We start from the raw sequence: 25,882 nt of genomic DNA, 5'->3' as shown, positions 1-25,882 counted from the left end.
CTGGCCGATTGCCCACCGCTCCTGGATCCGGTGGCCGCTTCCTCACCGCAAGCCGCCGGACCCGGTGACGACTCGGCCTGTCGGTGGCGGTGCGGTTCGGATTCGGGCACTCGGGTGGGGGCTCAGGGCCCGGGCGCACGCAGATAGGGTCGGGCCATGACCGAAGCTCATGCTGACTTCCCCGCCCAGCACCTGCCGGATCTGCCCCTGTCCACGCCTGCGGTGGTGGTGGATCGTCGGATCCTGGATGCCAACATCGCTCGGGTGGCCGACTCGGCGACTCGGCGCGGCCTGACGCTGCGCCCGCATGCCAAGACGCACAAGATCCCGGAGATCGCCCGCCGGCAGATCGACGCCGGTGCGGTGGGCCTGACCGTGGCCACGATCGGCGAGGCGGAGGTCTTCGCCGGTGCCGGCATCGAGGACCTGTTCATCGCCTATCCCCTGTGGGTCGACATGCGCAAGGCCGTGCGGCTGAAGCTGCTGGCGGAGAAGACGCGGCTGCGCATCGGCACGGATTCGGTCGAGGCCGTCGAGCAGATCGCCCGCGAGCTGGGCGATGCGCCGCTCTCGGTGTCCCTGGAGCTGGACAGCGGCCACCACCGCAGCGGCGTGCTGCCCGACGACGCCCTGCCGATCGCGCAGCGCGCCCGGGAGCTGGGCGTGCGACTGGACGGCCTCTTCACCTTCCCGGGGCACAGCTACGCCCCGGGCGAGCAGTCCTCGGCGGCCACCCAGGAGAGCGCGATCCTTGCAGGCACTGCCCGAGAGCTGCGCGAGGCCGGCCACGAGATCGTGCACGTCAGCGGCGGCTCGAGCCCCACCGCCGAGGTGGAGGAGCCCACGGCGGTGCAGGAGATCCGCCCGGGCGTCTACGTCTTCGGCGACGCCCAGCAGCTCGAGCTCGGGCGCATCGGCATCCAGGACGTGTCCCTGTCGGTCGCGGCCACCGTCGTCTCCCGCCATGACCACGAGGAAGCGGAGGACGACGGACCGTCGCTGCGCCGGATCGTGCTGGACGCGGGCTCGAAGGTCCTTGGCAGCGACCGCCCGGCGTGGGCCACCGGGTACGGGCGCCTGCCGAACCACCCGCGGGCGCGGATCACGGCGCTGTCCGAGCACCACGCGACCGTCGTCTTCCCGCCCGAGGACGCGCTGCCGGCCATGGGCGAGCAGCTGCGCGTGATCCCCAACCACGTGTGCCTGACCCTGAACCTCATCGGCTCCGTCACGGTGATCGACGGCGGGGCCGTGCTGGGCTCGTGGAAGGTCGCCGCCCGCGGGCTCAACAGCTGAAGCGCTCGGACCCGACGACGACGCCTGCGCTCAGGCGAACGCGCTGAAGCCCGTCAGGTCTCGGCCGATCAGCAGCGCCTGCACCGACTCGGTGCCCTCGTAGGTGTGGATCGCCTCGATGTCCGCCAGGTGGCGCATGACCCCGTTGTCGATCAGGATGCCGTTGCCGCCCATGAGGTCGCGGGCCTCGGCGGCGATCGCGCGGGCCGTGCGGGTGTTGTGGTATTTCGCCAGCGAGGCCTGGGTGGGCCGCAGATGCCCTCCGGCCTCGGAGGCGGCCAGCTGCGTGCAGTACAGCTGCATGGCCGTGAGCATGGACAGCATGCGGGTCAGCCGCTCCTGCACGAGCTGGTGCTCAGCCAGGGGCTTGCCGAACTGGCGTCGCTGCTTGGCGTAGGACAGCGCGGACTCGAAGCAGCCGGTCGCGTGGCCCAGCGCGGACCAGGCCACCCCGGAGCGGGTCGCGTAGAGCACGCGCGAGGCGTCGCGGAAGCTCGTGGAGCCGGGCAGCACGGCATCTGCGGGGACCTTCACATCCTCCAGGCGGATCAGCGCCTGGTCGATCGCGCGCAGAGCGCCCTTGCCCTTGATGACCTCGGCGCGGTAGCCGAGCGTCTCCTGCGGGATCAGGAAGCAGCGCACCGAGCCGGTGGCCCCGGGCACGCCCTCGGGCACGGAATCGTCGACTACGCGCGCCCACACGAAGCTGATCCCGCCGGCGGCCCCGTTGCCGATCCACTTCTTGGCCCCGCGCAGCGTCCATCCCTCGGCCGTGCGCTCGGCGACGGTCTCCAGCTGCGCGGAGTCCGAGCCGTGATCCGGTTCGGTGAGTGCGAAGGCGCCGAAGACCTCGCCTGAAGCCAGCGGCTTCGCCCAGCGCTGCTGCTGCTCGGGGCTGCCGTGCAGGATCAGGCTGCGCAGGGCCAGACCGCCCTGCACCGCCACGATGGTGCCGAGCGAGCCGTCGATGCGGGAGAGCTCCATGTTCACGAGCCCGGCCCCCAGCGGGGACATCTCGCTCAGCAGGGGGTGCTCGAGCCCGTCGACGAACAGGTCGGCGGCCCCCAGCGCGGCAACAGCCTCGAGCGGGTACTCGTGGGCGTCCCACGCCGCGGCCATGCGCTCCTGCAGCCCGGTGCCCACCTCCCGAGCCCGTTCCCAGAGCTCGCGGTCGGCCTCCGGGATCTGCGTGAAGAGGCTGTAGTAGTCGATATCCAGGGCGTCGGTCACCGAGTACTCGGGCTCGGTGGCGCCCGGAAGCGGGGTCTCAGTCATGGCCCCACTCTAGCGATACTGCGTCTCAAATGGAATGAGACGCAGTATCACCTCAGCTCAGAGCTCTGCGCACCTTCTCGACGACAGCGTCGACATCGACCCCGGAGCCCGACGACGACGGCGCCGTGGCCACCACGACCGTCACCGCATCCGCCGCAGAGCTGTCCGCCCGACTGCCTCCATCGAGCATGCCTGGACCGCCGTGCGCGCCCGGGTCGCCGTGGCCATCGCCGTCTTCGCCGGTTTCGCCGCCGAGCCCCGCCGAGCCGGTCGCCAGCCGGGCGCGCAGATCCTTGAGGGCTGCGCGCAGCGACTCGACGGCCGCGTCGACGGCTTGCGGCTGCTGGGCATGCTCATCGCGCAGCAGAGAGCGCAGCGCGTGATTGTGCGCCGCGGTCACGGCGGCGGCGAAGACCACGGTGCCCAGGGAATCCGCCTGCGGCAGGTGGGCGCGCAGGGTCTGGACGAACAGCCGCTCGTAGCGCCGCTCGGTGACGATCTCGCGCTCGCGCAGAGCCGCCACGGAGCGGACCACGCCGTAGCGTCGCCGGGCCGCCGGAAGGTCTCGAGCCAGGTGGGACAGGACCTGCAGGGAAGCCTCGCACACGATCACGTGCGCATCCGCCCCGTCCTCCGCGAGCCGCTGGAGCATCCAAGCCTCGATGCGCTCGAGCAGCGGGGCGTGATCGGCGAAGACCGCGTCCTCCTTGCCGCCCACCTGACGGAAGAAGGTGGCTCGGGAGATGCCCGCCGCGGCGGCGATGTCCGCCACGCTCGTGGCTTCGAACCCTTCGCGCTCGAACAGCTCGACGGCCCAGCGCACCGACTGGGTGCGCAGGTCGTCCTCGGCGGGATCCGCAGCGCGTACTGGATCGGCTGAGGGCTTCGACGACGGGGCGACTGGGCGCGAGCACCCTCCTGCCGCAGAGGTCTCGCTCACGGGCTGCTGCTGCGCGGGGTCCATGGCTTCGGGACGCTACCAGCCCCGCCGAGGATCAGTCCGCCGAGCGCACCGCCTTCAGGATCTCGTCGTGCGTGTGACCGCCGCCGACGCCGCCCTCCACATGGCGGGGACGACGCTCGCGGATGGCGATCTCCCAGCGCGAGGAGCGCTGCAGCGCAGCCTCCAAGTCGTCGATCGAGAGGTAGTCCTCCGGATCGAAGCCGCGGGACCGGGCCTCCTCCGGGTCGATGTCCGCGTGGCCGACGAACAGCAGCGTGCCTCCCGGGGCGACTGCGCCGAGCAGCGCGATGAGGTTCACGCCCTCAGGCTGCGACGGCAGGGCCGGGTAGAACACCGAGACGAGGTCGAAGCCATCCTCGGGCAGCTCGACGTCGTCGAGCCCGGAGTGGATCCACTCGGCCTGCACACCGGCGGCCTCCGCCGCGGCGCGGGCGTGCTCGAGGGCCACCCCGGAGATGTCCAGGCCGGTGACCTGCCACCCCTGCTGGGCGAGCCAGACGGTGTCGGCGCCCTCTCCGCAGCCGACGTCGAGCGCGGTGCCGGGCTCGAGGCCTGCGACCTCGGCCACGAGCGCCTGGTTCGGCTGGCCGCTCCAGCGACGCTCGGCGGGCGAGTAGATCGCATCCCATGCCTCGGCGGTGTTCCCGCGGCGCAGCAGCTCGAGGTCCTCTCCCCCGCCGTGGTCATGGTCGCGGGAGTGGCTGTGCGGCTGCGGGGTGCTCATCGAATCGCTCATGACCACGATTATGAACCGCGACGGGTGCGGGCCGGACCGCCGGGACCGCCCGCACCCGTCGCCGCGCTCAGTGCGGGTGGTGCCCGCCGTCGTGCCCGGACGATCCGTGACCGGCGTGGAAGGTCATGATGTCCCGCGGCAGGACCGTGAAGGGGCGCATCATCGTGTGATCCTCGTGATCCAGGATGTGGCAGTGGTACATGAAGCTGCCAGAGGCCCCCTCGAAGTGCCCGGCCACGCTGAGCCACTCGCCGGCGTTCATGGTCCACGTGTCCTTGGGCGCGCGCACCAGGTCGTCGAACTCCTCCGGCGGCACGGGCCTTCCCACCAGCGGGGCCGTGGTGCGGGCCCGCACCGGATCCCACGAGACCGGGTCGATCCGGCGGCGGCCGATGGCCTGGAAGTCGGCCATGTGGATGTGCATCGGATGCGCCGGTCCGCCCAGGTGCAGGAAGTGCCACACGGCCCAGCCCCCGCGGTTCAGCCGGATCGTCGTGGCGTCGTCGAAGAGCTTGGCCACCGGGCGCAGCGAGCGGACCGCTCCGCCGTGCTCCACGACCTGGATGAGCTCGCGCTCCGGCAGAGTCTCGCCCGCCGGGATCTCCGCCAGCTCCCACATCTCCGGGTGCACCCCGCCGGCCGGTCCTGGCGGGATGACCCCGACCCAGAGGTGCTCGTGGTGCTCCACGATCTCGTGGCCGGCTCGCAGACGCCCTCCCTCCAGGTGCTCATACCTTCGGAACGAGCGGTCGAGCACCGCCGGCGGCTCCCACGTCTCGCGGCCGCGCCCGCGGGCGCGGCCCACGCGCAGCTGCAGGATCGACGCCTCAGCGTCGCCAGGCACGGCGTGCAGCACGCCGTCCTCGTTGCGCAGCTCGACGGGCGTCTCGTCGAGCCCGCGCAGGTCCACGAGCACGTCCAGCCGCTCGCCGGGCCCGAGCACGACCGTGTCGCCGAAAGGCCGGTGAGGGGCCGGCAGCAGTCCGGCATCCGCACCGATCACGACCAGGCGCCCGCTCAGCCGCGAGGCGGCCTTGCGCGCCGCCCGCACCTGCGCATCGCCCGAGGCCCACTGGGCATCCCGGGAGCCTTCCGTCCTTGCCGGATCGCGGCGCGGGTCGTGCAGTGCGAGCCGCAGGACCCGGGAGTTCGAGGCATTGAGCAGCCGCAGCCGATGCCAGCGCGGCTCGACGTCGACGAAGGGCCAGATCCTCCCGTTGACCAGGCTGTACGGCCCGACGATCGGGACCTCCCCGGGCTGCCCGCCGGGCGTGAAGGTGAATCCCGCCTGCTTGTAGAGCATCCGTCCGGTGAGGCCCCCTGGCCCACGGCCCGCAGGAGACGTCTCGAGATTGCGGTCCCCGATCATCAGCGGGATCTCGCGCTCCCCGTCGGGAAGCCCCAGGGAGCGCTCGTTCCTGTCGCGGATCAGCCAGAACCCGGCCAGTCCCGCGTACACGTTGAAGCGAGTCACGGCCATGGCATGGTCGTGGTACCACATGGTCCGGGCGCTCTGCCGGTTCGGATAGCGGGTGCGGGCGGTATCGCCCAGGGCCAGGACGTTGTGCGCCCAGCCGTCGTCGTGGCCGTTGGTCAGCGCGCCGTGGACATGGACGGAGATCCAGCCGCGCAGCTGCTCGGTGCCGGGCAGGGCAGGAAAGGCCCTCGGTCCGCTGCCGCGCGATGCCGACCAGCCGCCGGGGCTCACGGCTTCGGTGAGGTCGCCGTTGAACGGGAGCCCAGGTTCCGACCGCTGCGGGACGCGCACGACGTCGTAGGGCAGCGCAGCCGGGGCGCCCTTGCGGTCGCCCAGGCTGTTGACCCAGTCGATCTCGAGGGCCTGGTCGCGCTCGACCTCGATCGTGGGCCCCGGGCAGGAGCCCTCCCATCCCCAGATCTCGGTCTCCGGCAGCTCGGCATGCAGCCTGGTCCGCACCACGTCCGCGCGGATCTCCAGACCGCGTCCCGACGGACGCCGCGAGGCCCGCAGCACCGGCGGGATCGGGAGCCGGTCGACGAACTTCTTCAGGATCAGGTTCGACGGCACGGGGCCGCCGGCCCGGGACGGCGCCGGCCGGGCGGTCTCGGGGCGGACGGCCTCCGGGGGAGCTGTCTCAGGAGCAGCCTCCGGAGCAGGCGCCTGCGGACCCGGCTCCACGTCCCTCAGGGGCGGAGCCGAGCCGGTGGCGGCCAGGAACGCGTACTCGAGGGTGCCCGGCTCGGGCAGAGTCGCGGCAGGATCAGGAGCTGGTGCGGAGGAGTCGGCGGCGGGGCGGTCGGCAGAGGCGGATCGATCGGACATGGCAGTGTCCCTTCGGCGAGGTGAGCGGCGTGCGCTTCTCACCCTTCTCCGTGATTCATGATCGCACAATATTATCGACTGCAATGTTGTGCGATCGGAACCTTCGGAGGGTGCTCCCGGCCTCGGTGGCTCCCGGAGTCAGTGCCCCGGCCGGGCTCGGCGTGCCCGCGCATGTGATCCTGGCGGCTTGCCAGGCGGCAGCGGCATCCGGCAAGCTGCGCCACGCGGACGTGGTCGAGCTGAATCCTGCCTTCGACGTGGACTCCCGCACGGCGCGCACCGCCGCGCGGCTGATCCACACGATCCTCAGCGAGGCAGCGCGGACCCGGTGAGACCGCTGGCGGCGAGCTCGCGGTCGAACTCACCAGCCAGGTACCGCTGGTGGATCTCCGCGGCCACGTGGAACGGACGGGCTGGGGCATGCCAGCCGTGGAAGTCGATCACGATCGGCTCCCCGCGGTGCATGGTCATTCGCGTGGAAGTGCCGTTCGAGCGCAGCCGTCGACCGTCGCGCAGGACCACTACCACGGCGCCTGACCAGTAGAAGCTCCTGTCGACCTCGAGATGATCCACCGCCGGCCAGGGAATCTGGCGAGTGCGCCCCATCCTGCGCACGACCAGGCCACGCGAGGTGACGGTGAAGCGCCACAGCTGCGACATCCACAGCAGCATGCACAGCCCCGCTGTCGGCAGCACCATCACAGCGACCAGGACGATGCCCGTTCGCCAGCTCCCGTTGGCCAGCACGATGGTCGGCACGATGCCCGCCAGCACGAGGAGCATGCCGATGCACAGCGCCGCGAGCACCCGGAACAGGACATGGCAGCGCGCGGAGTAGAACACGAAGCCCCCGTCGACGCTGCCTTGGTCTCTCTGTGCGGATGCCATAGTCCGAGTTTACCTCAGCAAATTCCACCCTGCCATGCGTGCGCTGCCTACGCTGGCCCCATGCACAGCACGGAGCAGCTCGCGATCCTCGAGGAGGACGGGCTGCTGATCATCCCCTCGAACCCGCGCCGCACCGCCCTGAGGCTTCTGGGCGGTCTGATGGTCTCGGCCGTCGGGGCGCTGCTGTGCGCGCTGGCCGGGCGCGGGCTGGAGTCCGTCGCACAGATCTTCCTGCGGCCCGGACTGTGGCTCGGTGCCGTGCTCGTGGTCCTCGGGTGCCTCGCGGTGCGACGCGCTCTGGGCATCCGCCGCTGCGGCCTCCAGCTGATCCTCACGGACGAGTCCCTGGTGTTCGAGCACAGGCCGGAAGGCACCTGGTCCACTCTGCACCAGCTGCGCTGGGACGAGATCGTCGCCTTCGCCCCGGCCCACGGGTCGCTGCCCGGGGCGGCCGGGCACGTTCTCTACACGCTGCGCCCGGCAGCGGCCCGACGGATCGACGAGCAGCGCGCCGCCCTGGACGATCCGGCGCACCGCCCGAGCTGGGCCGAGCGCGCCACGCAGATCGAGTCGGGCCGCGGAGCCATCCCCGCCCAGATCGGCGACGGGCCAGTGCAGCTGCTGGAGACCCTGCGGGCCGCCCACCGCCGGTTCGGCTGAGAACTCAGCTCGAGAGCTCGGCGGCCTCCCGCCGACGCCGCAGCCCGACCAGCACGTCATGAAGCGCCTCCCGCTCGGAGGAGTCCAGCTCGATCCCGAGCTCGACGGCGGCGTCGACGGCTTCGCGCGCAGTGATCTCCTGGTGCTGCGTCGGCTTCCCGTCGGCGCGCACCACCCGGGTGGTGTCCGTGATGGAGACGTGGCCCTCATCCGTCCAGCGGTTGGCCATCAGCATCACGGTGAACGGGCCAGGGGCGAGGCCGCCGGAGGTGATCTGGTCCCCGGTGTGCATGTCGACCGGGCGCACGGGCAGCCTGTCGGAGACGTGCTGGAACTCGCCGTCGCGGTGCAGCGCCCAGCCCGTGGACGGCCCCTCCCCCACCAGGCTCAGCTCGAAGAGCCGGCCGCCCTCGTCGCGCACCGCGCCGTCGAGAAGGGGCATGGGGCCGCGGATGCTGAAGCCGAAGCCGGGATCGGCGAACCAGGCGCCGTCGTCGAGCCGGACCTCGAGCGAGGTGTGCGTGCGCGCCCGATCCGGGGAGCCCACCCGGCCCAGGTGGCGCGTGACCTCGAATCCCAGGTGCTCGAGGGCCGCGGCCATCAGCTGCCCGTGGGCGAAGCAGTAGCCACCGCGGCGTCGTTCGATCAGCTGCCGCTGCACGGCCGCCGGCGCCGCACCGGGGTAGGTGCCCAGCAGGATGTCGACGTTCGTGAACGGCAGCGTGCGCACGTGCGCTTGGTGCACGGCCTCGAGCAGCTCGAGGCTCGCGGGGCCGGGTTCGATGCCGATCCGCTGCAGATAGGCGGGGATGTCGAAGTCCTCGGTGCGCCACGAGGATCCGGTGAGGTCGGGGGGCATGGTGCTCCTTCGCGAGCCGCGCGCCGACGCTCGTCGGCGCTTGTCGGCGCTTGTCGGCGCTGAGCCGAAGCCTAGGCCAGACGGGGCTCCCCGGTCCGCGCTGGCTCCTCCGACGCCCTCCGGCTGGAATGATGGACGGATGTCCCCTTCGAGCACCCCTTCCTCCCACGCCTCCGCACCGCCGCCGGAGAGCACAGAGACCGCATCGAGCGGCCGTCGCTCCGGCGCCGCGCTGGTCGCCTCCCTGATGCTCTTCTCGATGTTCTTCGGCGCCGGGAATCTGATCTTCCCGCCGATGCTCGGCGCTCAGGCGGGCTCCAGCACGACACCGGCCCTGCTCGGCTTCCTGAGCACCGGCGTCCTGCTGCCGGTCCTGGCCATCCTGGCCATCGCCGTCACCGGACGCGATCTGCAGGATCTGGCCAACCGCGGCGGACGGGTCTTCGGCGTCGTGTTCACCGTGCTCGTGTACCTGTCGATCGGCGCGTTCTACGCTCTGCCGCGCACAGGGTCGGTGAGCTACGAGACGGCCGTCGCCCCCTACCTGGGCGAGGAGTCCCTGTGGATCGCCATGGCGTTCAGCGCCGTGTTCTTCGGGATCTCGCTGCTGCTGGCCTTCGACCCCAGCGGGATCGTGGACCGACTCGGACGCTTCCTGACCCCGGCGCTGCTGATCCTGCTCGTGGTGCTGATCACGATGGCTGTGCTGCGTCTGAGCGCCCCCGGCCACGGCCCCACCGAGGAGTACGCCTCCGCCCCGTACGTCACGGGCTTCCTGGAGGGCTACAACACCATGGACTCGCTGGCCGGTCTGGCCTTCGGGATCATCGTGGTGGCCAGCCTCCGGGCCAAGGGCGTCTCCGACGGCCCCGCGATCGTGCGCGGAGTCAGCCTGGCCGGCGTGATCGCCGGCGTCCTGCTGGCCGCCGTCTACATCGGCCTGGCGATCGTGGGGCTGCGGATGCCCGAGGGCCAGGCCCACCCCGACGGCGCCTCGCTTCTGGCCGAGGCCGCCGTCCAGGTGCTGGGCGGACCCGGGGCCGTGGTGTTCGGGCTGATCGTCGTGCTGGCCTGCCTGACCACCTCCGTGGGGCTGATCGGGGCCACCTCGGAGTTCTTCCACAAGCTGGTCCCGGTCCTGTCCTACCGGGTGTGGGCGATCCTGTTCACGGTCATCGCGTTCCTGGTCTCCACCGCAGGGCTGGAGACGGTGCTGGCCATCGCCGGACCGATCGTCGGCTTCCTCTACCCGGCAGGCATCACGCTGATCCTGCTCACCCTGATCGAGCCGCTCACGCGCCGGCGCCTGAACCTGACGTTCCGCCTGGCCCTGGCGGTGGCCATTGTGTGGGCCGCGCTCATGACGCTGAGCGATCTGGGTGTGGGCGCCGACCCGATCGAGACGCTGATCGGCTGGACGCCTCTGCACGCGCAGGGCATGGGCTGGGTCGTGCCCACGGTCGTCGCGGCCGTCGTCGGGTTCGTCGTGGACCTGGCCCGCGGGGCCTCCGACCCCGTTCCGGTGGGCGGCGAGTCGCAGGAGGCCGCTCAGGAGCGGGTCGACGCCGCCTCCTGAGTCAGTCCCCCAGGTTCGAGAGCGCGGTGCGGAAGGCCTGCTGCGCGGACTCTCCGAAGGGCACGAAGACGACCTCGTCAATCTGCTGCCCCACCTCCGCCCGCATCGCCTCTGACGTCTCGACGGCGATGCGGGCGGCATCGTCCATGGGCCAGCCGTAGACGCCGGCGGAGATCGCGGGGAACGCCACGGTGCGGGCGCCGATCTCGGCGGCGACGCGCAGGGACTCCCGATAGCAGGAGGCCAGCGTCTCGGACTTGTCGATGGTCTTGGCATAGGTGGGCCCCACGGTGTGGATGACCCAGCGCGCGGGCATCTCCCCGGCCGTCGTGACCACGGCCTGGCCCGCGGGGAGGCCGTCCGGCAGCTGATCGGCGCGCAGCTGCTTGCACTCCTGGAGGATCGACGGGCCGCCGGCGCGGTGGATCGCGCCGTCCACTCCCCCGCCGCCCATCAGGGACGAGTTGGCCGCGTTGACCACCGCGTCCACGTCCATGGTCGTGATGTCACCGGGCTGAATGCGAAGCTCCATGACGTCGAGCCTACGCGGGGGCGCTCCCGTTCCGCTCAGTCGATCAGCTCGTGCAGCAGCTGCTCGAACTCCTCCGGCTTCTCCGAGTGCACCCAGTGGCCCGCGCCCTGGACCGTGCGCAGCTCGACGCGCGGGAAGAGCTGGGACATCAGCGGCAGCTGGGCCTCGCTGACGTAGTCGGACTCCGAGCCGGCCACCCACAGCACGGGGCCGTCGAAGCTCTGGTTCGTGACGGGGAAGCCGCCGATCTCCTCCAGGGACTGATCCAGCAGCTCGAGGTTCGGCTGCCACCCCCAGGCGCCGTCCGAGTAGCGCAGATTCTGCAGCAGGAAGAGGCGCACCGAGTCCTTGGGGATGGCCTCAGCCAGCTTGGCATCGGCGTCGCCGCGGTTCTCCACGTTCGCCAGGTCCAGCTCCCGCAGGCTGCCCAGCAGGTGCGGGAACTCGCCGCCGCCCTCCCAGGAACGGCCCGGGGAGATGTCCACGACCATGAGCCGCTCGATCAGCTCCGGGTGGCGCAGGGCGATCAGCATGGCGACCTTGCCGCCCATGGAGTGGCCCACGAGCATGATCTTCCGCCCGCCGGCCTTGGCGCGCAGGGCCTCCGCGACCGTGTCCGCCATGTCCTCGTAGGAGAACTCGTCCGTCCACCCCGAGGTCCCGTGGTTCGGCAGGTCCACCAGCAGGCTCGTGCACTGGGCCGAGAGGTCCTTGGCGAAGCGCGTGAAGTTCTTGCCGCGCCCCATCAGCCCGTGCAGGAACGCGACGACGACGGGGCCATCGCCCACGGTGGAGATCGTGACGGACTCTGCGGCTTCAGACAGTGCGGGCATAGGACCGACGATAGCTGCGAATGCCGACACCCGAACGGCGCGCGAGGCCGCGGACCCCTAGGGTGAGAAGGCCCTCGACGCCGATGCCCAGGACAGCGCCATGGCCATCCCGCCCTCAGCCGCCGCACCGCATGAGCCCCTGCAGGCTCCCCGCACCACCCGAGGGAGGCTGCGCCTGATCGGGCCGGGGATCGTCCTGGCGCTGTCGAGTGTTGGCGCCTCGGACATGATCACCACACTGAACTCGGGCGCCGAGCACGGGCTGGCCCTGATCTGGGTGTTCACGGTCGGCATCCTGCTCAAGTTCGTGCTCTCGGAGGCCGTGGCCCGCGTGCAGATGAGCGGCGACCGCTCGCTGATGTCGCACATGTCCACCGCCGGCGGGCGCCTCTTCCCAGTGGTGTTCCTCGTGGCCGAGCTGCTCGTGGGGCTGTTCTTCGGCGCCAGCGTGGTTTCGGTGTGCGCCATGATCCTGCAGAGCCTCATCCCCGGGCTGCCGTTCTGGCCCACCGCGATCGTCGTGCTTGCCTCGGCCATGGTCATGCTGTGGGTCGGGCGCTACGGGTTCGTCGAGAAGGTCATGATGGGCTTCGGCATGGCGGATTCAAGCGGTGAGCGCAAGGAACTCTGCGAGCTTCTCTGATGGTGTCAGATAGCCCAGCGTCTTGCGGGGGCGTCCGTTGAGGCTGTCCTGGATCGCGTCCAACTCCTCGCGGCTGACGACGCTCAGGTCGGTGCCTTTGGGCAGGTACTGGCGCAGCAGGCCGTTGGTGTTCTCGTTGCTCCCCCGCTGCCAGGGCGAGTGGGGATCGCAGAAGTAGATCGGGATTCCTGTGGCGATGGTGAACGCGGCATGCTTGGCCATCTCCGCGCCCTGGTCCCAGGTGATCGTTCGGGCCAACGAGGACGGCAGCTTGCTGATTGCGGCGCGCATCGCGGCCTCGACCTGCTCGGCGCTCTTGCCATCGGGCAGGTGCAGCAGCAATGTCATCCGTGTCGAGCGCTCAACGAGCGTCCCGACAGCGCTGCGGCTGCCCTCGCCGAGGATGAGATCTCCTTCCCAGTGGCCTGGCACGGCGCGGTCGTCGGCTTCTGCGGGGCGCTCGCTGAGCATGATCATGCCGGGGATGCGGCCGCGACCGTCCGTGGTTCCGCGGGGCTTGCGGGCCGCTCTTCCGGACCGCAGGCACCGCGCCAGCTCACGGCGCAGTTCGCCTCGGCCCTGCACGAACAGCGACTGGTAGATCGTCTCGTGGCTCACACGCATCTGCGGATCATCGGCATGATCCAACCGTAGGCGCACCGCGATCTCGTCGGGCGACCACAACTGCTCCAGCCGACTGGCGACCTCCTCGAGCAGTCGGCCGGGCCTGAGCTTGAACGGCTTCGGCCGACGAGTCTGCTGGCGGGCACGTTCATGTGCGCGCCAAGCCGAGTATTCGCAGCGGCCTCCGCCGCGCTTGACCTCACGGCTGATGGTGGACACCGTTCGCCCCAGCTGCCCGGCGATCGCGGTGAATGTGTCGCCACGATTGATCCCCAGAAGGATCTGCTCGCGCTCATCGATCGTCAGGCAGCCCTGACGTGGTTTCCAGCCGAGCGGTTTGGCATCGAGGTGCCTGCCGCTCCGGGCCATGACCCCGACCATCGGCGCGCTGCAGCCGATCTCCTTGGCGATATCGACCAGCCGCCAGCCCCTCGCGTGCAACCTGAGCGCGAGCTGCTTCTGCTCCCGGCTGAGATGACCGTGCCTGCCCTGCATCCGGATCCTCCTGTGATCAGTGACTGTCCCATCTCACAGGACTCGTTGCACTGACCGCTTGAATCCGCCCATCCTGATGTTCTTCGGCATCGTCGCTCTGGCGATCACCACGGCCCAGGGTCAGGAGGCTCAGGAGATCGCCACGCAGACCCTCGTGCCCGTCATGCCCGGCGGGTCCCTGATCACCGTCCTGTCGCTGATCGGCGGCGTGTGCGGAGCCACCGGGATCCTTGCCTACTCGTTCTGGATCCGGGAGAAGGCCTGGCGCGGTGTGCAGTGGAAGGCCACGATCCGCACGGATCTGCTCATCAGCTACGGCGTGGTCTTCGTGTTCGCGGTGGCCATGACGATGGTCGGGGCGTTCCTGCTCTACGGCCAGGGCTTCACCATCTCGGACAACGGCGCCATGTTCGCCATGGCGGACTCACTCGGGGCCTCCCTTGGCGGCTTCGTGCGTCTCGTCTTCCTGCTCAGCTTCCTGGCGGTGGCCTACACGAGCGTGCTCGGCGGCTTCTCGGGCATTGCCTACGTGACCGCCGACTGCCTGCGCGTGCTGCGCCGCTACCCCCATCAGGACGCCCCGGGTCTGGACATGTCCTCCAAGGCGCCCGAGTTCCGCATCGCCCTGATCTACCTGACGATCTGCGCCCTGGCCATCATGGGCACCGGCCGGCCGGTGACGCTCGTGCTCATCTACGCGGCGATCAGCGCCTTCATCCTGCCGGTGCTGGCCATCGCCCTTCTGGTGCTGCTCAACCGCCGTGGGATCCACGAGACGCTGCGCAATCGCGCACCGGCCAACGTCCTGCTCTCGGTGTGCTTCCTGCTCTTCGGCTTCCTGGCCGCCATGCAGGTCGTGGAGTCCGTCGGCGGTCTGCTGGCCTGAGCGCCCCGCTCGGCCCGGCGACGAGCGCCGGACAGCACCCATACCGTCAGTCGGCCGCAGGCTCGAGTTCGATCCCCGCAGCCCTGGCGATCTCGCCGTAGGCCCTCGCCAAATCCTCCAACGACGAATGGGCGTTCAGCCCGCTCGGATTGGGCGCGACGAACAGCCGCGTCCCTCCCCAGGGGCTGTCCTGCTCACCTGTGTCCGCCTTGGGATGCCCGAAGGCGACACGGTAGGCGGTGATCCCGACGACGGCCACTACGGCCGGGCGGTGCCCTGCGACGGCCGCGGCCAACCGGTCCTGCCCTGTGCGCAGCTGCTCGCGGGTCAGCTCATCGGCGCGAGCCGTAGCCAGCGGCCAGAGGTTCGTGATGCCGATCCCGCGCGAGGTCAGCTCCGCCAGGTCGTCGTCGCTGAATCCGCCGGACGCGTCGATGAGGTGCCGGGTGATCCCCGCGCGATGCAGCGCCGGATAGAAGCGATTGCCCGGGCCGCTGAAGTGCGCGCCGGTGGCCGCGGAGCGCAGGCTCGGATTGATGCCCACGAACAGCAGCCGCAGCGGATCCGGCAGCAGGTCCGGGACCTCGCGCCCGTACTGCTGCTTCAGCTGCTCTCGCGTGAATCCCATGAGCCCAGGCTATGCGTCATGAAGACCGCAAATTATGCACCTGCAAGCACCTGATTGTTATCGGAAGGTGATCGGATTCCCAGGCTGAGGGCCCGAACATTCAGGTTCGTCTCCTTAGGGTGGGCACTTCCCGGCGGTCCCGAGGAATGAAGAAGAGGAGGGGCCGCCTGATCGCACGGAGGTGTGAATCATGCGCAACAGCATCCGACGAATCCTGGCAGTCCCCATGCTGGCCGCTGCGGCAGTGGCCGGCTCGGCCGCGGCAGCCAACGCCGCCCCGGCCCAGGAGTCCGCCCCCGCCGCCGAGCAGACCGGCACCGGCGTCATCACCGCTGACGGCCAGCCGACCACCAACGGCGACTACCGCCAGGATCTGGCTGCGGTCGTGACCTTCCCGCAGGCCGATCCGACCGTGCAGGACTACGTGCAGATCACCTTCCACGGGGTGCCCACGGGTCCGCTGGTGCCGCTGGATGAGAACGGCCAGGCCGAGGTGCCGCTGTACATGTCTCCGGGCTCGTACTTCGTGGGTGCGAACTACGTGGAGGACGGCCAGGAGGTCACCGACTCCGTCCAGCTGCCCGGCTTCACCGCCACGGCCCCGCTGCCCGGCGAGGAGGACGCGCCCGTCGTCCCGGTGCAGTGATTCGCTGACGCCCTCAGCGCACGAGACCCGCGCCGCCCCCTCAGGGCGGTGCGGGTCTCGTCGTCTCCGGCCCTGGGCCCCGCATCCGGCCGAGCCCTCCCCTACCCTGCTGTCCATGACTGCTCCTCCGAATCCGCCGCAGCCGCTGCTGAGGCTCAGTGCCAACCACCTGCGCCCTGCCGATGAGACCGATGGCCTCGGCAAGGTGCTGGCCTGGAACCCGGTCCAGCTGATCACCGGCGGATTCGGGTACCTGGCCGACGGAGGCCACCTGCTGATCTGGCCGAACGGCGTGAGCTTCGAACCGCACTCCATGAACCTTCCCGGCGGGCAGTGGTGGGCTCCCGCTGAGACGATCCGCGTCGTGCGCACCTTCTCCCAGCAGGCGCTCAAGGGCCTGGAGATCGAGCTGCAGGACGGCGCCACCCGCAGGTTCGTCGTCGGCGACCGCGAGAACGTCCTGGAGACGCTGCGAGCGCTGGGCCTGCCGACCGGCTGAAGCAGGCGGCGCCGGGGACCAGCCGCCCCTGCCCATCCCATGCCTAGGGGCCCGTGCTGGTGAAGCGCTCGCGGAAGCCGCTCGGCGTCACCCCGAGCTGCCGCAGGAAGGCGCGGCGCATCGTCTCGTCCGACCCAAATCCAGCTCGCCTGGCCACTGACGTCAGCGGCATGTCGCTGTGGATGATCTCGCGGGCGGCGTCGACCCGCGCGGCCTCGAGCCACTGCATGGGCGACAAGCCTGTCTGCGCCCTGACCAGCCGGTGCAGCTGCCGAGAGCTCACCCCCAGGCGCTCGGCCATGGACGCCACGGAGTGACTGCGCTCCGGATGCTCGAGCACCTCGCCCATCACCGTCTGGAGCCCCGCATCGCCCACGGTCGCCTGTCGCAGGGCGGAGGAGAACTGCGCCTGTCCGCCCGGGCGCTGCATGAACACCACGAGCTCGCGGGCGGCCTCACGCGCCGCAGCCGCCCCCAGATCCTCCTCGACCAGAGCCAGGGTGAGGTCCAGTCCCGCGGAGATGCCCGCCGAGGTCGCGATGCGTCCATCACGCACGTGGATGACGTCGGGCTGGACGTCGAGCAGGGGGAACCGGTCCGCCAACGCCTGCGCATGGCGCCAATGAGTGGTCACGCGGCGTCCGTCGAGCAGTCCGAGCCGGGCCAGCACGAACGCTCCCGTGCAGACCGACGCCACCCGGCGGGCGCTCTGAGACAGGTCCCCCGCCAGCTGCAGCAGCTCGTCCTCGATCGGCTCGGCGACCAGCCGGTCCCCGCCGACGACGATCACCGTGTCCGCAGCGCCTTCTGCGCTGGGCGAATCCGTGATGACCTCGAGCCCCGCCGACGAGCGCACCCGGCCGCCGGCGGCGGAGACCAGACGCGTGCAGTACAGCTCCCCGGACGGATCGGCGACGCGCAGGACCTCCAGCGGACCTGTGGCATCCAGCAGGGTCATGCCGTCGAACACCACGATGTCCACGCGGCGCATCGGAGCCGCACCGCCGGCGGTCATGTCCGATTCCGAGGGGATACAGGCTGATGGAACATGGCCCGATCCTATGCGGCGGACCAGGATGGATATCAGCATCTTCACCGCACCGAAAGGATGGATCCCATGCCCGAGATCATCGCCGGCATCACCATTCCCGACAGCGCCGTCGCCCGGGAGGCCACTGAGCTGGTCCGCGACGTCGAGTCCGATCTGCTGTATCACCACAGCCGTCGCGTGTTCGTCTTCGGCTCCCTGCGCGGGCACGCCCTGGGCCGCGGATTCGACGACGAGCTGCTCTACATCTCCGCGATGTTCCACGATCTCGGGCTGACCGAGAAGTACCGCTCCGACGACCTGCGCTTCGAGATCGACGCCGCGAACGTCGTGCGGGACTTCCTCACCGGCCACGGCTACAGCCAGCACGACGCCGAGGAGGCCTGGGCCTCGATCGCGCTGCACACGACCCCCATGGTCCCGCTGCACATGTCCCCGCTCGTCGAGCTCGTGACCCGCGGCGTGGAGCTCGACGTGATGGGCGTGGACTACCACGAGCTCACCGACGCCCAGCGCGAGGAGATCACCTCCGTGCACCCCCGCCCGCGCTTCAAGGAGGGCATCATCGAGTCCTTCGCGCAGGGCTTGTTCCACCGCCCGCAGACCACGTTCGGCAACGTGAAGGCCGATGTCCTGGCCGATCAGATGCCGGGCTTCGAGCGCGGCAACTTCGTCGACGAGATCCGCGGCTCCGACTGGCCCGAGTGATCTCGCACCCCGTGCGATCACCGCACGACGGCGGGTCCCCTGCGCAGAGCTGCGCAGGGGACCCGTCGTCGTGGGCGACCGTGGGCCGGCTGAGCCGATCGGAGACTCAGCCCTCGGAATCCGTGCTCGAGGAGTCCTCGGTGAGCCCGGCGTAGTCCGTCTCGGAGTCTCGCCACACCGAGTGGATGTGCGGCTCGGAGGTCGCCACGCCGTTCTGCATGGCCAGCTCGATCCACACGCTGGGCCCGTCGATGCGGATGTAGTCGCCGGCGGTGGAGAAGTCCGTGCTCCCGGAGAACAGGACGTAGGTGTCCTCGAGCTCGGACTCGTACGTGGCCATGTACTCGGCCGCCTCGTCCTCGGGCAGGTCATCGACGTAGGTCGCGATCGCCTCCAGCACGAGCTCCTGCTGCTCCTCGGACAGATCCGAGACCTTCACGCCCTCCTCCTCGGGGAACTCGCCGTCCTGGCCGGGGCCCAGCAGCAGATCCGACTGGTCCGTGGCGGCCTCGGCAAGCTGGTCCTCGGTCAGAGATTCCGCCAGCGCAGAGAGCGCGTCCGTCTCCTGGGTCAGCGGGTCGTAGGTCTCACCATCCAGCGTGAACTCCCCGGTGGGCTCCGTGCCGCGGAAGGACGGGGTCGCACTGACCAGCTCGCCGTCCGTGTAGGTGTTGGACACCGCCAGGTGGTGCCCGCCGAACTGCAGCTCCCAGGTGCCGCTGTCGGTGACCTCGCCCAGAAAGGCGATGTAGTAGTTCTCCGAGCCGTAGTCCGTGCCGCCGTAGTTCTCGGCCAGGTAGTCGTCGGCGGCCAGGATGGCCATGACCTCGTCGTAGCCCTCGTTGTCCTCCCCGCCCAGCGCGGCGGCCATCAGCTCCTCGAGAGCCGCTCGCTGCTCGTCGTCCAGGGTCGAGATCTGCAGACCCACACGCCCCGACGACGAACTCGTCCCTCCGGGACCGCCGCCCATGCCGTTCTGGAGCAGCTCCTGCGGGAAGTTCGACCAGTTGGTCGCATTCTCGTAGCTGTAGTCCTGGTTCAGCTCGGCCAGCTGATCGTCATCCAGGGTGTCGGCGAAGGCCTGAGCCAGGGCCTGGACCTCGGCGGAGCTGTCGAGAGACGACTCCGTCGTGGAGGTGTTCGCGCTGGTCTCCACCGAGGTCGAGACGCTGGTCGCAGCGCTGTCGGAGGACGTGTCCGAGGCCTGGCCGACGGTACCGCAGGCGGTCGTGGCCAGCAGGGCGGCGACGCTGATCCCGGCGGCTCCCACCCTCAGGCGGCTCCAGCGAGAGGCGGGCCTGTTGGAGTGGTCGGCGGTGGTGATGGTCTGGACTGCGCTGTTGTCGGTGCTGTTCATGACCCCGAGTCTGGGCGCGCTCGCTATGCCGGGGACCACCCGAAGCTGTGCCGGGGCTGTGACTGCGGATCAGCGAGCGGCGGCTGGCTGATCGTCGTCCAGGAATGCAGCGGTGGGCACGAAGAACAGCGAGCCGGTGGTGGCCGTGGAGAAGTCCAGGATGCGGTCCGTGGTGCCCTCCGGCTCCCCCACGAACATGTTGCGCAGCATGCGCTCGATGATCGCCGGGTCCCTGGTGTCGCCGATGAAGTAGGTGCCGTGCTCATCGTCGCCGATCGAGCCGAACGGGCGGTTGTCGCGCACGATCTTGAGATCGCGGCCGTCGTCGTCCGTGATCGAGTTCAGGTGCACGTGGGAGTCCTGGGGCTTGCGCTCCTCGGGCAGCTCGATGTTCTCGGCCTTGGTGCGCCCGATCGCATCGTCCTGCTGCTCGACGCTCAGCGCGTTCCACGCCTGCATGTCGTGGAGGTACTTCTGCACGATCACGTAGCCGGCCCCCGCGTAGTCCGGATCATCGGCGGAGTTGATGCTCACCCAGTCCTGGGCCGTCTGACCCTCCGGATTCTCGGAGCCGTCGACGTAGCCGAGCAGGTCGCGCTCGTCGAAGAACTTGAAGCCGCGGGTCTCGTCGACCACCTCGGCGTGACCGCGCAGCCGATCCATCACCATGCTCGCGAGCTCGCAGCACACGTCCATGTTCTTCGCCCGCAGATGCAGGAGCAGATCGCCCGGCGTGGACGGCGCCCGGTGGCGAGCGCCCTGGATCTCCTGGAACGGATGCAGGCCCTTGGGTCGGGGAAGATCCCAGAGCCGATCCCACAGCCGGGCGCCGATGCCGGCCACGGCTTGCAGGCTGTCGTCGGGACGACGAAAGGAGACCGAGCGGGGCGACGATCTGCTGCAGCGGATGGGGGCCACCGTGGGGTCTGCGCTGGGTCTGAGGACAAACCTATCGCGGGGTGCTCGCGTGTGAACCGGCCCACGCACAGACGGCACGACTCGTAGACTCGCCCCATGACCGAGACCGAGCAGACCTACGACACCATCCTCGTGGAGACGAAGGGGCGGGTCGGGATCATCACCCTGAACCGCCCCAAGGCCCTGAACGCGCTGAACTCGCAGGTGCTTGCCGACGTCCTGCACGCCGCCCGAGCCTTCGATGCCGACGACGGGATCGGCGCGATCCTGCTGACCGGCTCGGAGAAGGCCTTCGCCGCAGGAGCCGACATCAAGGAGATGGCCGACCGGGGCTTCGCCGAGATGTTCGCCACCGACTGGTTCGCCGGCTGGCAGGGCCTGGCCGAGATCCGCACGCCCACCATCGCCGCCGTGAGCGGCTACGCCCTGGGCGGGGGCTGCGAGCTGGCCATGCTGTGCGATCTGCTGATCGCCTCCGAGACCGCCAGGTTCGGACAGCCGGAGATCAATCTGGGCGTGCTGCCCGGCATGGGCGGGTCGCAGCGCCTGACGCGGGCGATCGGGCGCCCCAAGGCCATGGACATGATCCTCACCGGGCGCCAGATGGATGCCCAGGAGGCGGAGCGCGCCGGACTCGTTTCGCGCGTGATCCCCGCCGACGAGTTCCAGGACGAGTCCCTGGAGATCGCGCAGACCATCGCCTCGAAGTCGCTAATCGCGGCCATGGCAGCCAAGGAGGCCGTGCACACCGCCATGGAGACTCCCCTGTCGCAGGGCCTGGTCGCCGAGCGGAGGCTCTTCCACGGCCTGTTCGCCACGGAGGACCAGAAGGAGGGCATGGCCGCGTTCGTCGAGAAGCGCGACCCGGAGTTCAAGCACCGCTGAGCAGCGGCGATCGTCCGGCGGTCAGAGAACGACGAAGCCCACCGACCCGGACTGGGTCGGTGGGCTTCATCATGCCGAGGTCGGCGATGCGATGCTTCGAATCAGGCCTCGGTGGTCTCCGCCGGGCGCTGACCCAGCTCGGAGTCCATGCGCAGCAGGCCCGAGCCGTCGTCGCCGACGAGGCGGATGCGGCCGATGATCTCGTCGACCGTCGACTCCTCCTCGATCTGCTCCGAGGTGAACCAGTTGAGGATGGGGCGGGAATCGAAGTCGCCGGCCTCATCAGCAGCGCGGTAGAGGTTCTGGATGGCCTCCGAGACCTTCTGCTCGTGCTTGAAGGCGGCCTCGAAGAGGTCCAGAGCGGACGGATCGGCGAACTGCGCCGGGGCGCTCAGGCTGCCGATCTGGACGTGGCCATCACGGGCATCGACGTAGTCGATGAACTTGTTGGCGTGGACGATCTCCTCGTCGGCCTGGTGGCGGAACCACGCGGCCATGCCCACGAGGTCCATGCGCTCGGCCTCGACGGCCAGCTGGCGGTAGACCAGCGAGGCCTCGAACTCGAGGGTGATCTGATCGTTGAACTTGGCTTCCATCTGCTGTGAAATCTTCATAATAAGGACTATAGGAGAGGTGGCTTCAGAAAGCTAGATCATGCGCTGTGAAACGCATTGCTGAGCTGAGGCTCAGCTTCGCGTGATGAGCCTCACCTCAATGAGATGAGCCTGACCGAACGCTTCTCTTCCCTGCCCAGGAGACGGTCGCGCACGTCGCACCAGGTGACAGGCACCCGCAGCGCGGACATGAGTTCCTCGTCGAGGCTCCCTAAAGTGAAAGGATCGGCCGATCCCCCGGCGCACCATCGCCGCGCGGAGATCAGCCGTCTGCACGCCTGAAAGCACTCGTCCTCCAGGAAGGAACTCTCATGGCAGGCTCCACCGCACCGCCGCCGCACAACACCGCCGACGACGCATTCAGACGCAAGGCCGTCGAACAGGACAGTCCCCGTCACTCCGCCGTCAGTTGGCCCGTCTTCATCGGGGCCTCCGCCGTCATCGTCGCCTTCGTGGCCTGGGCCGCCATCTGGCCCTCGGCAGCCGAGACCGCGATCTTCGGGTCGATGGCCTGGATCGCCGAGAACTTCGGCTGGTACTACGTGCTGACCGTCACGGTCGTCGTGGTCTTCGTCATCGTGGTCGCGCTCTCGCGCGTGGGGCAGACGAGGATGGGCCCGGATCACTCCAGGCCCAAGTACAACCTCTTCACGTGGACGGCGATGCTCTTCGCTGCTGGCATCGGCGTGGATCTCATGTTCTTCGGGATCTCCGGACCGGCCACGAATCTCCTCACTCCCCCGGATGTCGCGCCGATGTCCGATGAAGCCGCCAGGATGGCTCCGTTGTGGACGATCTTCCAATACGGCATTCCCGGCTGGGCGCTCTACGCGCTGATGGGCATGGTCGTCGGCCTGGTGTCCTATCGCTATCACCTCCCGCTGAGCATCCGCTCGGCTCTGGCACCCATCTTCGGCAAGCGCATCCACGGCGGTGTCGGCCACGCCGCAGAGATCGGCGCCGTGATCGGCACGATCTTCGGCATCTCGGTGTCGCTGGGCATCGGCGTGGTCTTCCTGAACTATGGGCTCGCCGCGATCTTCGGCGTCCCGACGACCGTGGGCGTGCAGGTCGCTCTCATGGCCGTCGCCGTGGTCATCACCGTCGCCTCCACGGTCTCCGGCGTGGACAAGGGGATTCGTCGCCTCTCCGAGCTGAACGTTCTGCTGGCAGTCACCTTGATGCTGTGGATCCTCTTCACGGGCCGCACGCATGAGCTGCTCAACGCCCTGGTGCAGAACATCGGCGACTTCTTCTCCCGCTTCCCGGGAATGCTGATGAACACGTTCGCCTACACCGACGGGACAGCCGCCTACCCCGCCGATCAGTGGATGGCGGACTGGACCCTGTTCTTCTGGGCCTGGTGGATCGCCTGGATGCCGTTCGTCAGCCTCTTCCTGGCCCGCATCTCCCGCGGCCGGACCCTGCGGCAGTTCGTCTTCGGCGTGCTGCTCATCCCCTTCGCCTTCATCCTGCTGTGGGTCTCGATCTTCGGCAACGCCACCCTGATGAATGCCGAGGATCAGGACTTCCTCGACTTGACGATGACCCTGCCCGAATCCGGATTCTTCAACCTGCTCGAGCAGCACCCCGGGGCCTTCTTCACGATTCCGCTGGCGCTGCTGACCGGGCTGTTCTTCTATGTGACCTCCGCCGACTCAGGATCTCTCGTCCTGGCGAACATGTCCTCCAAGACGACGGACACGGACTCCGACGGCCCTCCGTGGCTGCGCATCGTCTGGGCGGTCATCACCGGCGTGCTGACGCTGGTCATGCTGTTCATCGACGGCGTCTACACGCTGCAGGCAGCCACAGTGGTCGTGGGACTGCCGCTGTCGCTGATCGTCTGGATCGTGATGGCGGGGCTCTGGAAGATGCTGCGCACGGAGCAGATCAACCTCGACTCGAGGCAGGCAGCTCTGCCCGCCCTGCTCACCAGCCGAGTTCGCGAGACCGGCCAGCAGGTCACCTGGCGGCAGCGCCTTCACGACCGGATGTCCTATGCCTCCGCCGCCGATGCGCAGGCATTCGTCGAGCACACCGCGGCACCGGCGGTGGAAGAGGTCGCTGAGGAGCTCTCCGAGCTCGGGCTGTCGGTGGCCTGCCACCGCGGCGAGCACCCCGACAGCGGCATCTGCTTCGTGGACCTCGTGGTCTCCTTCCCGGAGGCCGAGGACTTCAAGTACCAGGCCTACCCCGTGGCCCACTCGCTGCCGAGCTTCGCTGCGAACCTGTCGACCGTGCGCGATGTCTACTACCGGATCGAGATCTTCTCGACCCACGGATCGCGCGGCCGCGACATCATGGGATACACGAAGGACCAGGTCATCGCCGATGTCCTGGATGTCTACGACGCCCACATCGCCTACCTGCACCTCAGCGGCGACGGCGGCGGCCTGGCCACAGGCGCGGTGGTCGGAACCACCCCTGAGACCTGGGTCGACACCGATCAGATCCCCACCGTCGCCCCTCGGCTAGATTCCTCCGCCGAGACCGTGAACACCGCAACCCAGAAGGAGCGCCATGACTGAGTCCAGCTCGACCCTGTACATCGACGGAGAGTGGGTCCCCTCCTCCGACGGCGGGACCCGCACCATCATCTGCCCCGCCGACGGCACCGAGGTCGGCGTCGTCGCCGAGGCCACCGGCGAGGATGTCGAGCGCGCCATCCTCGCCGCCCGCAAGGCGTTCGAGGCCCGGACCTGGGTGGAGACCCCCGCCGCTGAGCGCGGCGACTTCCTGATCCGCGTCTCGGACGCCCTGCTCGAGCGCAAGGACGAGTTCGCCCGTGCCGAGGCCCTCGACACCGGCAAGCGCCTGGTCGAGGCCGAGGGCGACATGGACGACATCGCGGCCTGCTTCCGCTACTTCGGCAAGATCGCGGACCAGAGCCCGGGCCGTCTGGTGGATGCGGGCGACGACACCGTCATCTCAAGGGTGGTCCACGAGCCCGTGGGCGTCTGCGGCATGATCACGCCGTGGAACTTCCCGCTGCTGCAGGCGGCGTGGAAGATCGCCCCCGCGCTGGCGGCCGGCAACACCTTCGTGCTCAAGCCGGCTGAGCTGACCCCGCACACGGCGATCCTGATCATGGATGTGCTCAACGAGCTGGGGCTGCCCGCCGGAGTCGCGAACCTGGTCCTCGGAGACGGCGCAGTCGTCGGCGCCCCGCTGTCGAGCCACCCGGAGATCGACCTCGTTTCCTTCACCGGAGGCCTGGTCACCGGCCGGAGGATCGCCGAGTCGGCGGCCCACGGCGTGAAGAAGGTCGCCCTGGAGCTGGGCGGCAAGAACCCCAACGTCGTGTTCGCCGATGCCGACTTCGACGCCGCCGTGGACAACGCCCTCAATGCCGCGTTCACGGACTCCGGACTCGTCTGCTCGGCGGGAACGCGCCTGATCGTGCAGGACACGATCGCGGAGCGCTTCGTCGACGAGGTCGTCCGCCGCGCCGGCGACATCGTCATGGGCGGTCCGTTCGACGAGAAGGCCGAGACCGGCCCGCTGATCTCCAAGGAGCACCGGGACAAGGTCACCGACTACGTCCAGCGCGGCATCGAGGCCGGCGCCCGCCTGCGGGTCGGCGGCCACTGGGGCGGCGAGGAGCATCAGGACGGGTTCTTCTACGCCCCGACCGTGCTGGACCAGTGCGATCGGGAGAACCCCGCGGTGATCGAGGAGGGCTTCGGCCCCGTCATCACGGTCGAGACCTTCTCCACCGAGGCCGAGGCCATCGAGACCGCCAACCACACGGAGTACGGCCTGGCCGGAGCGGTGTGGACCTCGGACGCCGGAACGGCCAACCGCGTGTCCCGTCGTCTGCGCCACGGCACGGTCTGGATCAACGACTACCACCCCTACCTGCCGCAGGCGGAGTGGGGCGGCTTCAAGTCCTCCGGCGTGGGCCGCGAGCTCGGCCCCACCGGCCTGGAGGAGTACACCGAGGCCAAGCACATCTACCAGAACACCGAGCCCGCCGTGACCGGCTGGTTCCCGCAGAAGTGACCGCT

At 69.5% G+C, this 25,882-nt stretch carries 26 protein-coding genes; 12 read left to right on the top strand and 14 right to left on the bottom strand.

Translation table 11 applies throughout. From position 1 onward, the window contains the following. Positions 1-156 precede the first annotated feature (156 nt). Positions 157-1,296: an alanine racemase gene (locus tag FFS25_RS03570; RefSeq protein WP_137801937.1), complete on the top strand. Its 1,140-nt coding sequence runs from the start codon at positions 157-159 to the stop codon at positions 1,294-1,296. A gap of 30 nt (positions 1,297-1,326) precedes the next feature. Here the strand turns inward: FFS25_RS03570 and FFS25_RS03565 are convergent, their stop codons facing one another. The 4 genes from FFS25_RS03565 to FFS25_RS03550 all read right to left on the bottom strand — a co-directional run bounded on the left by FFS25_RS03565 (position 1,327) and on the right by FFS25_RS03550 (position 6,573). Continuing rightward, a complete protein-coding gene (locus tag FFS25_RS03565; RefSeq protein WP_137801936.1) occupies positions 1,327-2,571 on the bottom strand; it encodes an acyl-CoA dehydrogenase family protein in 1,245 nt (414 codons plus the stop codon). Between the two features lie 52 nt (positions 2,572-2,623). Further along, positions 2,624-3,535 carry a TetR/AcrR family transcriptional regulator gene (locus FFS25_RS13925; RefSeq protein ID WP_137801935.1) on the bottom strand — a complete coding sequence of 304 codons (912 nt, stop codon included), beginning with the start codon at positions 3,533-3,535 and terminating at the stop codon, positions 2,624-2,626. A gap of 31 nt (positions 3,536-3,566) precedes the next feature. Then, a complete protein-coding gene (locus FFS25_RS03555) occupies positions 3,567-4,271 on the bottom strand; it encodes a class I SAM-dependent methyltransferase (protein WP_249933754.1) in 705 nt (234 codons plus the stop codon). 67 nt (positions 4,272-4,338) lie between these two features. After that, positions 4,339-6,573 (bottom strand): multicopper oxidase family protein, encoded by a 2,235-nt coding sequence (locus FFS25_RS03550; protein WP_137801934.1) that lies wholly within the window; start codon positions 6,571-6,573, stop codon positions 4,339-4,341. Positions 6,574-6,683: 110 nt separating this feature from the next. Between FFS25_RS03550 and FFS25_RS03545 the strand changes: the two genes are divergently transcribed. Beyond that, the gene (locus tag FFS25_RS03545; protein WP_053447035.1) at positions 6,684-6,905 is read left to right on the top strand and encodes an arginase family protein; all 222 of its coding nucleotides are present in this window, start codon (positions 6,684-6,686) and stop codon (positions 6,903-6,905) included. Here FFS25_RS03545 and FFS25_RS03540 read toward each other — a convergent pair. Beyond that, the gene (locus FFS25_RS03540; RefSeq protein WP_137801933.1) at positions 6,880-7,461 is read right to left on the bottom strand and encodes a PH domain-containing protein; all 582 of its coding nucleotides are present in this window, start codon (positions 7,459-7,461) and stop codon (positions 6,880-6,882) included. The two genes, FFS25_RS03545 and FFS25_RS03540, sit on opposite strands and share 26 nt — an antisense overlap. Before the next feature lie 60 nt (positions 7,462-7,521). On the opposite strand from FFS25_RS03540, the gene FFS25_RS03535 reads away from it, so the two are divergent. Next, a complete protein-coding gene (locus FFS25_RS03535; RefSeq protein WP_137801932.1) occupies positions 7,522-8,121 on the top strand; it encodes a hypothetical protein in 600 nt (199 codons plus the stop codon). Between the two features lie 4 nt (positions 8,122-8,125). Here the strand turns inward: FFS25_RS03535 and FFS25_RS03530 are convergent, their stop codons facing one another. Beyond that, the gene (locus tag FFS25_RS03530; protein ID WP_137801931.1) at positions 8,126-8,980 is read right to left on the bottom strand and encodes an arylamine N-acetyltransferase family protein; all 855 of its coding nucleotides are present in this window, start codon (positions 8,978-8,980) and stop codon (positions 8,126-8,128) included. 139 nt (positions 8,981-9,119) lie between these two features. Between FFS25_RS03530 and brnQ the strand changes: the two genes are divergently transcribed. Continuing rightward, on the top strand, positions 9,120-10,556 hold the full coding sequence (gene brnQ, locus FFS25_RS03525) for a branched-chain amino acid transport system II carrier protein (protein WP_137801930.1): 1,437 nt from the start codon (positions 9,120-9,122) through the stop codon (positions 10,554-10,556). A gap of 1 nt (position 10,557) precedes the next feature. Here the strand turns inward: brnQ and FFS25_RS03520 are convergent, their stop codons facing one another. Both FFS25_RS03520 and FFS25_RS03515 read right to left on the bottom strand, forming a co-directional pair. After that, complete coding sequence (locus tag FFS25_RS03520) at positions 10,558-11,088, bottom strand: O-acetyl-ADP-ribose deacetylase (RefSeq protein WP_137801929.1); 531 nt, start codon at positions 11,086-11,088, stop codon at positions 10,558-10,560. 35 nt (positions 11,089-11,123) lie between these two features. Next, positions 11,124-11,921 carry an alpha/beta fold hydrolase gene (locus FFS25_RS03515; protein WP_137801928.1) on the bottom strand — a complete coding sequence of 266 codons (798 nt, stop codon included), beginning with the start codon at positions 11,919-11,921 and terminating at the stop codon, positions 11,124-11,126. 100 nt (positions 11,922-12,021) lie between these two features. Here FFS25_RS03515 and FFS25_RS03510 point away from each other — a divergent pair, with 100 nt between their 5' ends. Further along, entirely contained in the window at positions 12,022-12,564 is a 543-nt protein-coding gene (locus FFS25_RS03510) for an Nramp family divalent metal transporter (RefSeq protein WP_249933753.1), read from the top strand. Here FFS25_RS03510 and FFS25_RS03505 read toward each other — a convergent pair. Beyond that, positions 12,526-13,683 (bottom strand): IS30 family transposase, encoded by a 1,158-nt coding sequence (locus tag FFS25_RS03505; RefSeq protein ID WP_137801927.1) that lies wholly within the window; start codon positions 13,681-13,683, stop codon positions 12,526-12,528. The genes FFS25_RS03510 and FFS25_RS03505 overlap by 39 nt on opposite strands. A gap of 58 nt (positions 13,684-13,741) precedes the next feature. Between FFS25_RS03505 and FFS25_RS03500 the strand changes: the two genes are divergently transcribed. After that, positions 13,742-14,569: an Nramp family divalent metal transporter gene (locus FFS25_RS03500; protein ID WP_249933752.1), complete on the top strand. Its 828-nt coding sequence runs from the start codon at positions 13,742-13,744 to the stop codon at positions 14,567-14,569. 46 nt (positions 14,570-14,615) lie between these two features. On the opposite strand, the gene FFS25_RS03495 is transcribed toward FFS25_RS03500, so the two are convergent. Then, positions 14,616-15,197, bottom strand: coding sequence for a mismatch-specific DNA-glycosylase (locus FFS25_RS03495; RefSeq protein ID WP_137801926.1), 582 nt, complete (start codon positions 15,195-15,197; stop codon positions 14,616-14,618). A gap of 190 nt (positions 15,198-15,387) precedes the next feature. Here FFS25_RS03495 and FFS25_RS03490 point away from each other — a divergent pair, with 190 nt between their 5' ends. Further along, a complete protein-coding gene (locus FFS25_RS03490) occupies positions 15,388-15,843 on the top strand; it encodes a hypothetical protein (protein WP_137801925.1) in 456 nt (151 codons plus the stop codon). A gap of 115 nt (positions 15,844-15,958) precedes the next feature. Next, positions 15,959-16,342 carry a hypothetical protein gene (locus tag FFS25_RS03485; RefSeq protein ID WP_137801924.1) on the top strand — a complete coding sequence of 128 codons (384 nt, stop codon included), beginning with the start codon at positions 15,959-15,961 and terminating at the stop codon, positions 16,340-16,342. 43 nt (positions 16,343-16,385) lie between these two features. On the opposite strand, the gene FFS25_RS03480 is transcribed toward FFS25_RS03485, so the two are convergent. After that, positions 16,386-17,357, bottom strand: coding sequence for a GlxA family transcriptional regulator (locus FFS25_RS03480; RefSeq protein WP_137801923.1), 972 nt, complete (start codon positions 17,355-17,357; stop codon positions 16,386-16,388). Positions 17,358-17,459: 102 nt separating this feature from the next. Between FFS25_RS03480 and FFS25_RS03475 the strand changes: the two genes are divergently transcribed. Beyond that, on the top strand, positions 17,460-18,098 hold the full coding sequence (locus tag FFS25_RS03475; RefSeq protein ID WP_024290963.1) for an HD domain-containing protein: 639 nt from the start codon (positions 17,460-17,462) through the stop codon (positions 18,096-18,098). Between the two features lie 106 nt (positions 18,099-18,204). Here FFS25_RS03475 and FFS25_RS03470 read toward each other — a convergent pair whose 3' ends face one another. Then, positions 18,205-19,455 carry a DUF3500 domain-containing protein gene (locus FFS25_RS03470; protein WP_249933751.1) on the bottom strand — a complete coding sequence of 417 codons (1,251 nt, stop codon included), beginning with the start codon at positions 19,453-19,455 and terminating at the stop codon, positions 18,205-18,207. A gap of 69 nt (positions 19,456-19,524) precedes the next feature. Next, on the bottom strand, positions 19,525-20,373 hold the full coding sequence (locus tag FFS25_RS03465; RefSeq protein WP_283957203.1) for a Dyp-type peroxidase: 849 nt from the start codon (positions 20,371-20,373) through the stop codon (positions 19,525-19,527). 96 nt (positions 20,374-20,469) lie between these two features. Here FFS25_RS03465 and FFS25_RS03460 point away from each other — a divergent pair, with 96 nt between their 5' ends. Then, positions 20,470-21,258 (top strand): enoyl-CoA hydratase, encoded by a 789-nt coding sequence (locus FFS25_RS03460; protein ID WP_137801922.1) that lies wholly within the window; start codon positions 20,470-20,472, stop codon positions 21,256-21,258. A 101-nt stretch (positions 21,259-21,359) separates the two neighbouring features. Here FFS25_RS03460 and FFS25_RS03455 read toward each other — a convergent pair whose 3' ends face one another. After that, a complete protein-coding gene (locus tag FFS25_RS03455) occupies positions 21,360-21,872 on the bottom strand; it encodes a ferritin (RefSeq protein WP_171004085.1) in 513 nt (170 codons plus the stop codon). A 311-nt stretch (positions 21,873-22,183) separates the two neighbouring features. Between FFS25_RS03455 and betT the strand changes: the two genes are divergently transcribed. Further along, on the top strand, positions 22,184-24,403 hold the full coding sequence (gene betT / locus FFS25_RS03450; protein ID WP_137801921.1) for a choline BCCT transporter BetT: 2,220 nt from the start codon (positions 22,184-22,186) through the stop codon (positions 24,401-24,403). Next, a complete protein-coding gene (locus FFS25_RS03445) occupies positions 24,396-25,877 on the top strand; it encodes an aldehyde dehydrogenase family protein (RefSeq protein WP_137801920.1) in 1,482 nt (493 codons plus the stop codon). Before betT ends, FFS25_RS03445 begins: the two co-directional genes overlap by 8 nt. The last annotated feature ends 5 nt before the right edge of the window (positions 25,878-25,882 follow it).

The sequence above is a fragment of the Kocuria sp. 2SI genome, from assembly GCF_005502825.1.
Classification (GTDB): domain Bacteria; phylum Actinomycetota; class Actinomycetes; order Actinomycetales; family Micrococcaceae; genus Kocuria; species Kocuria palustris.
Note: the sequence above shows the minus strand (reverse complement) of the source record. Positions and strands in the feature narration are given on the sequence as shown.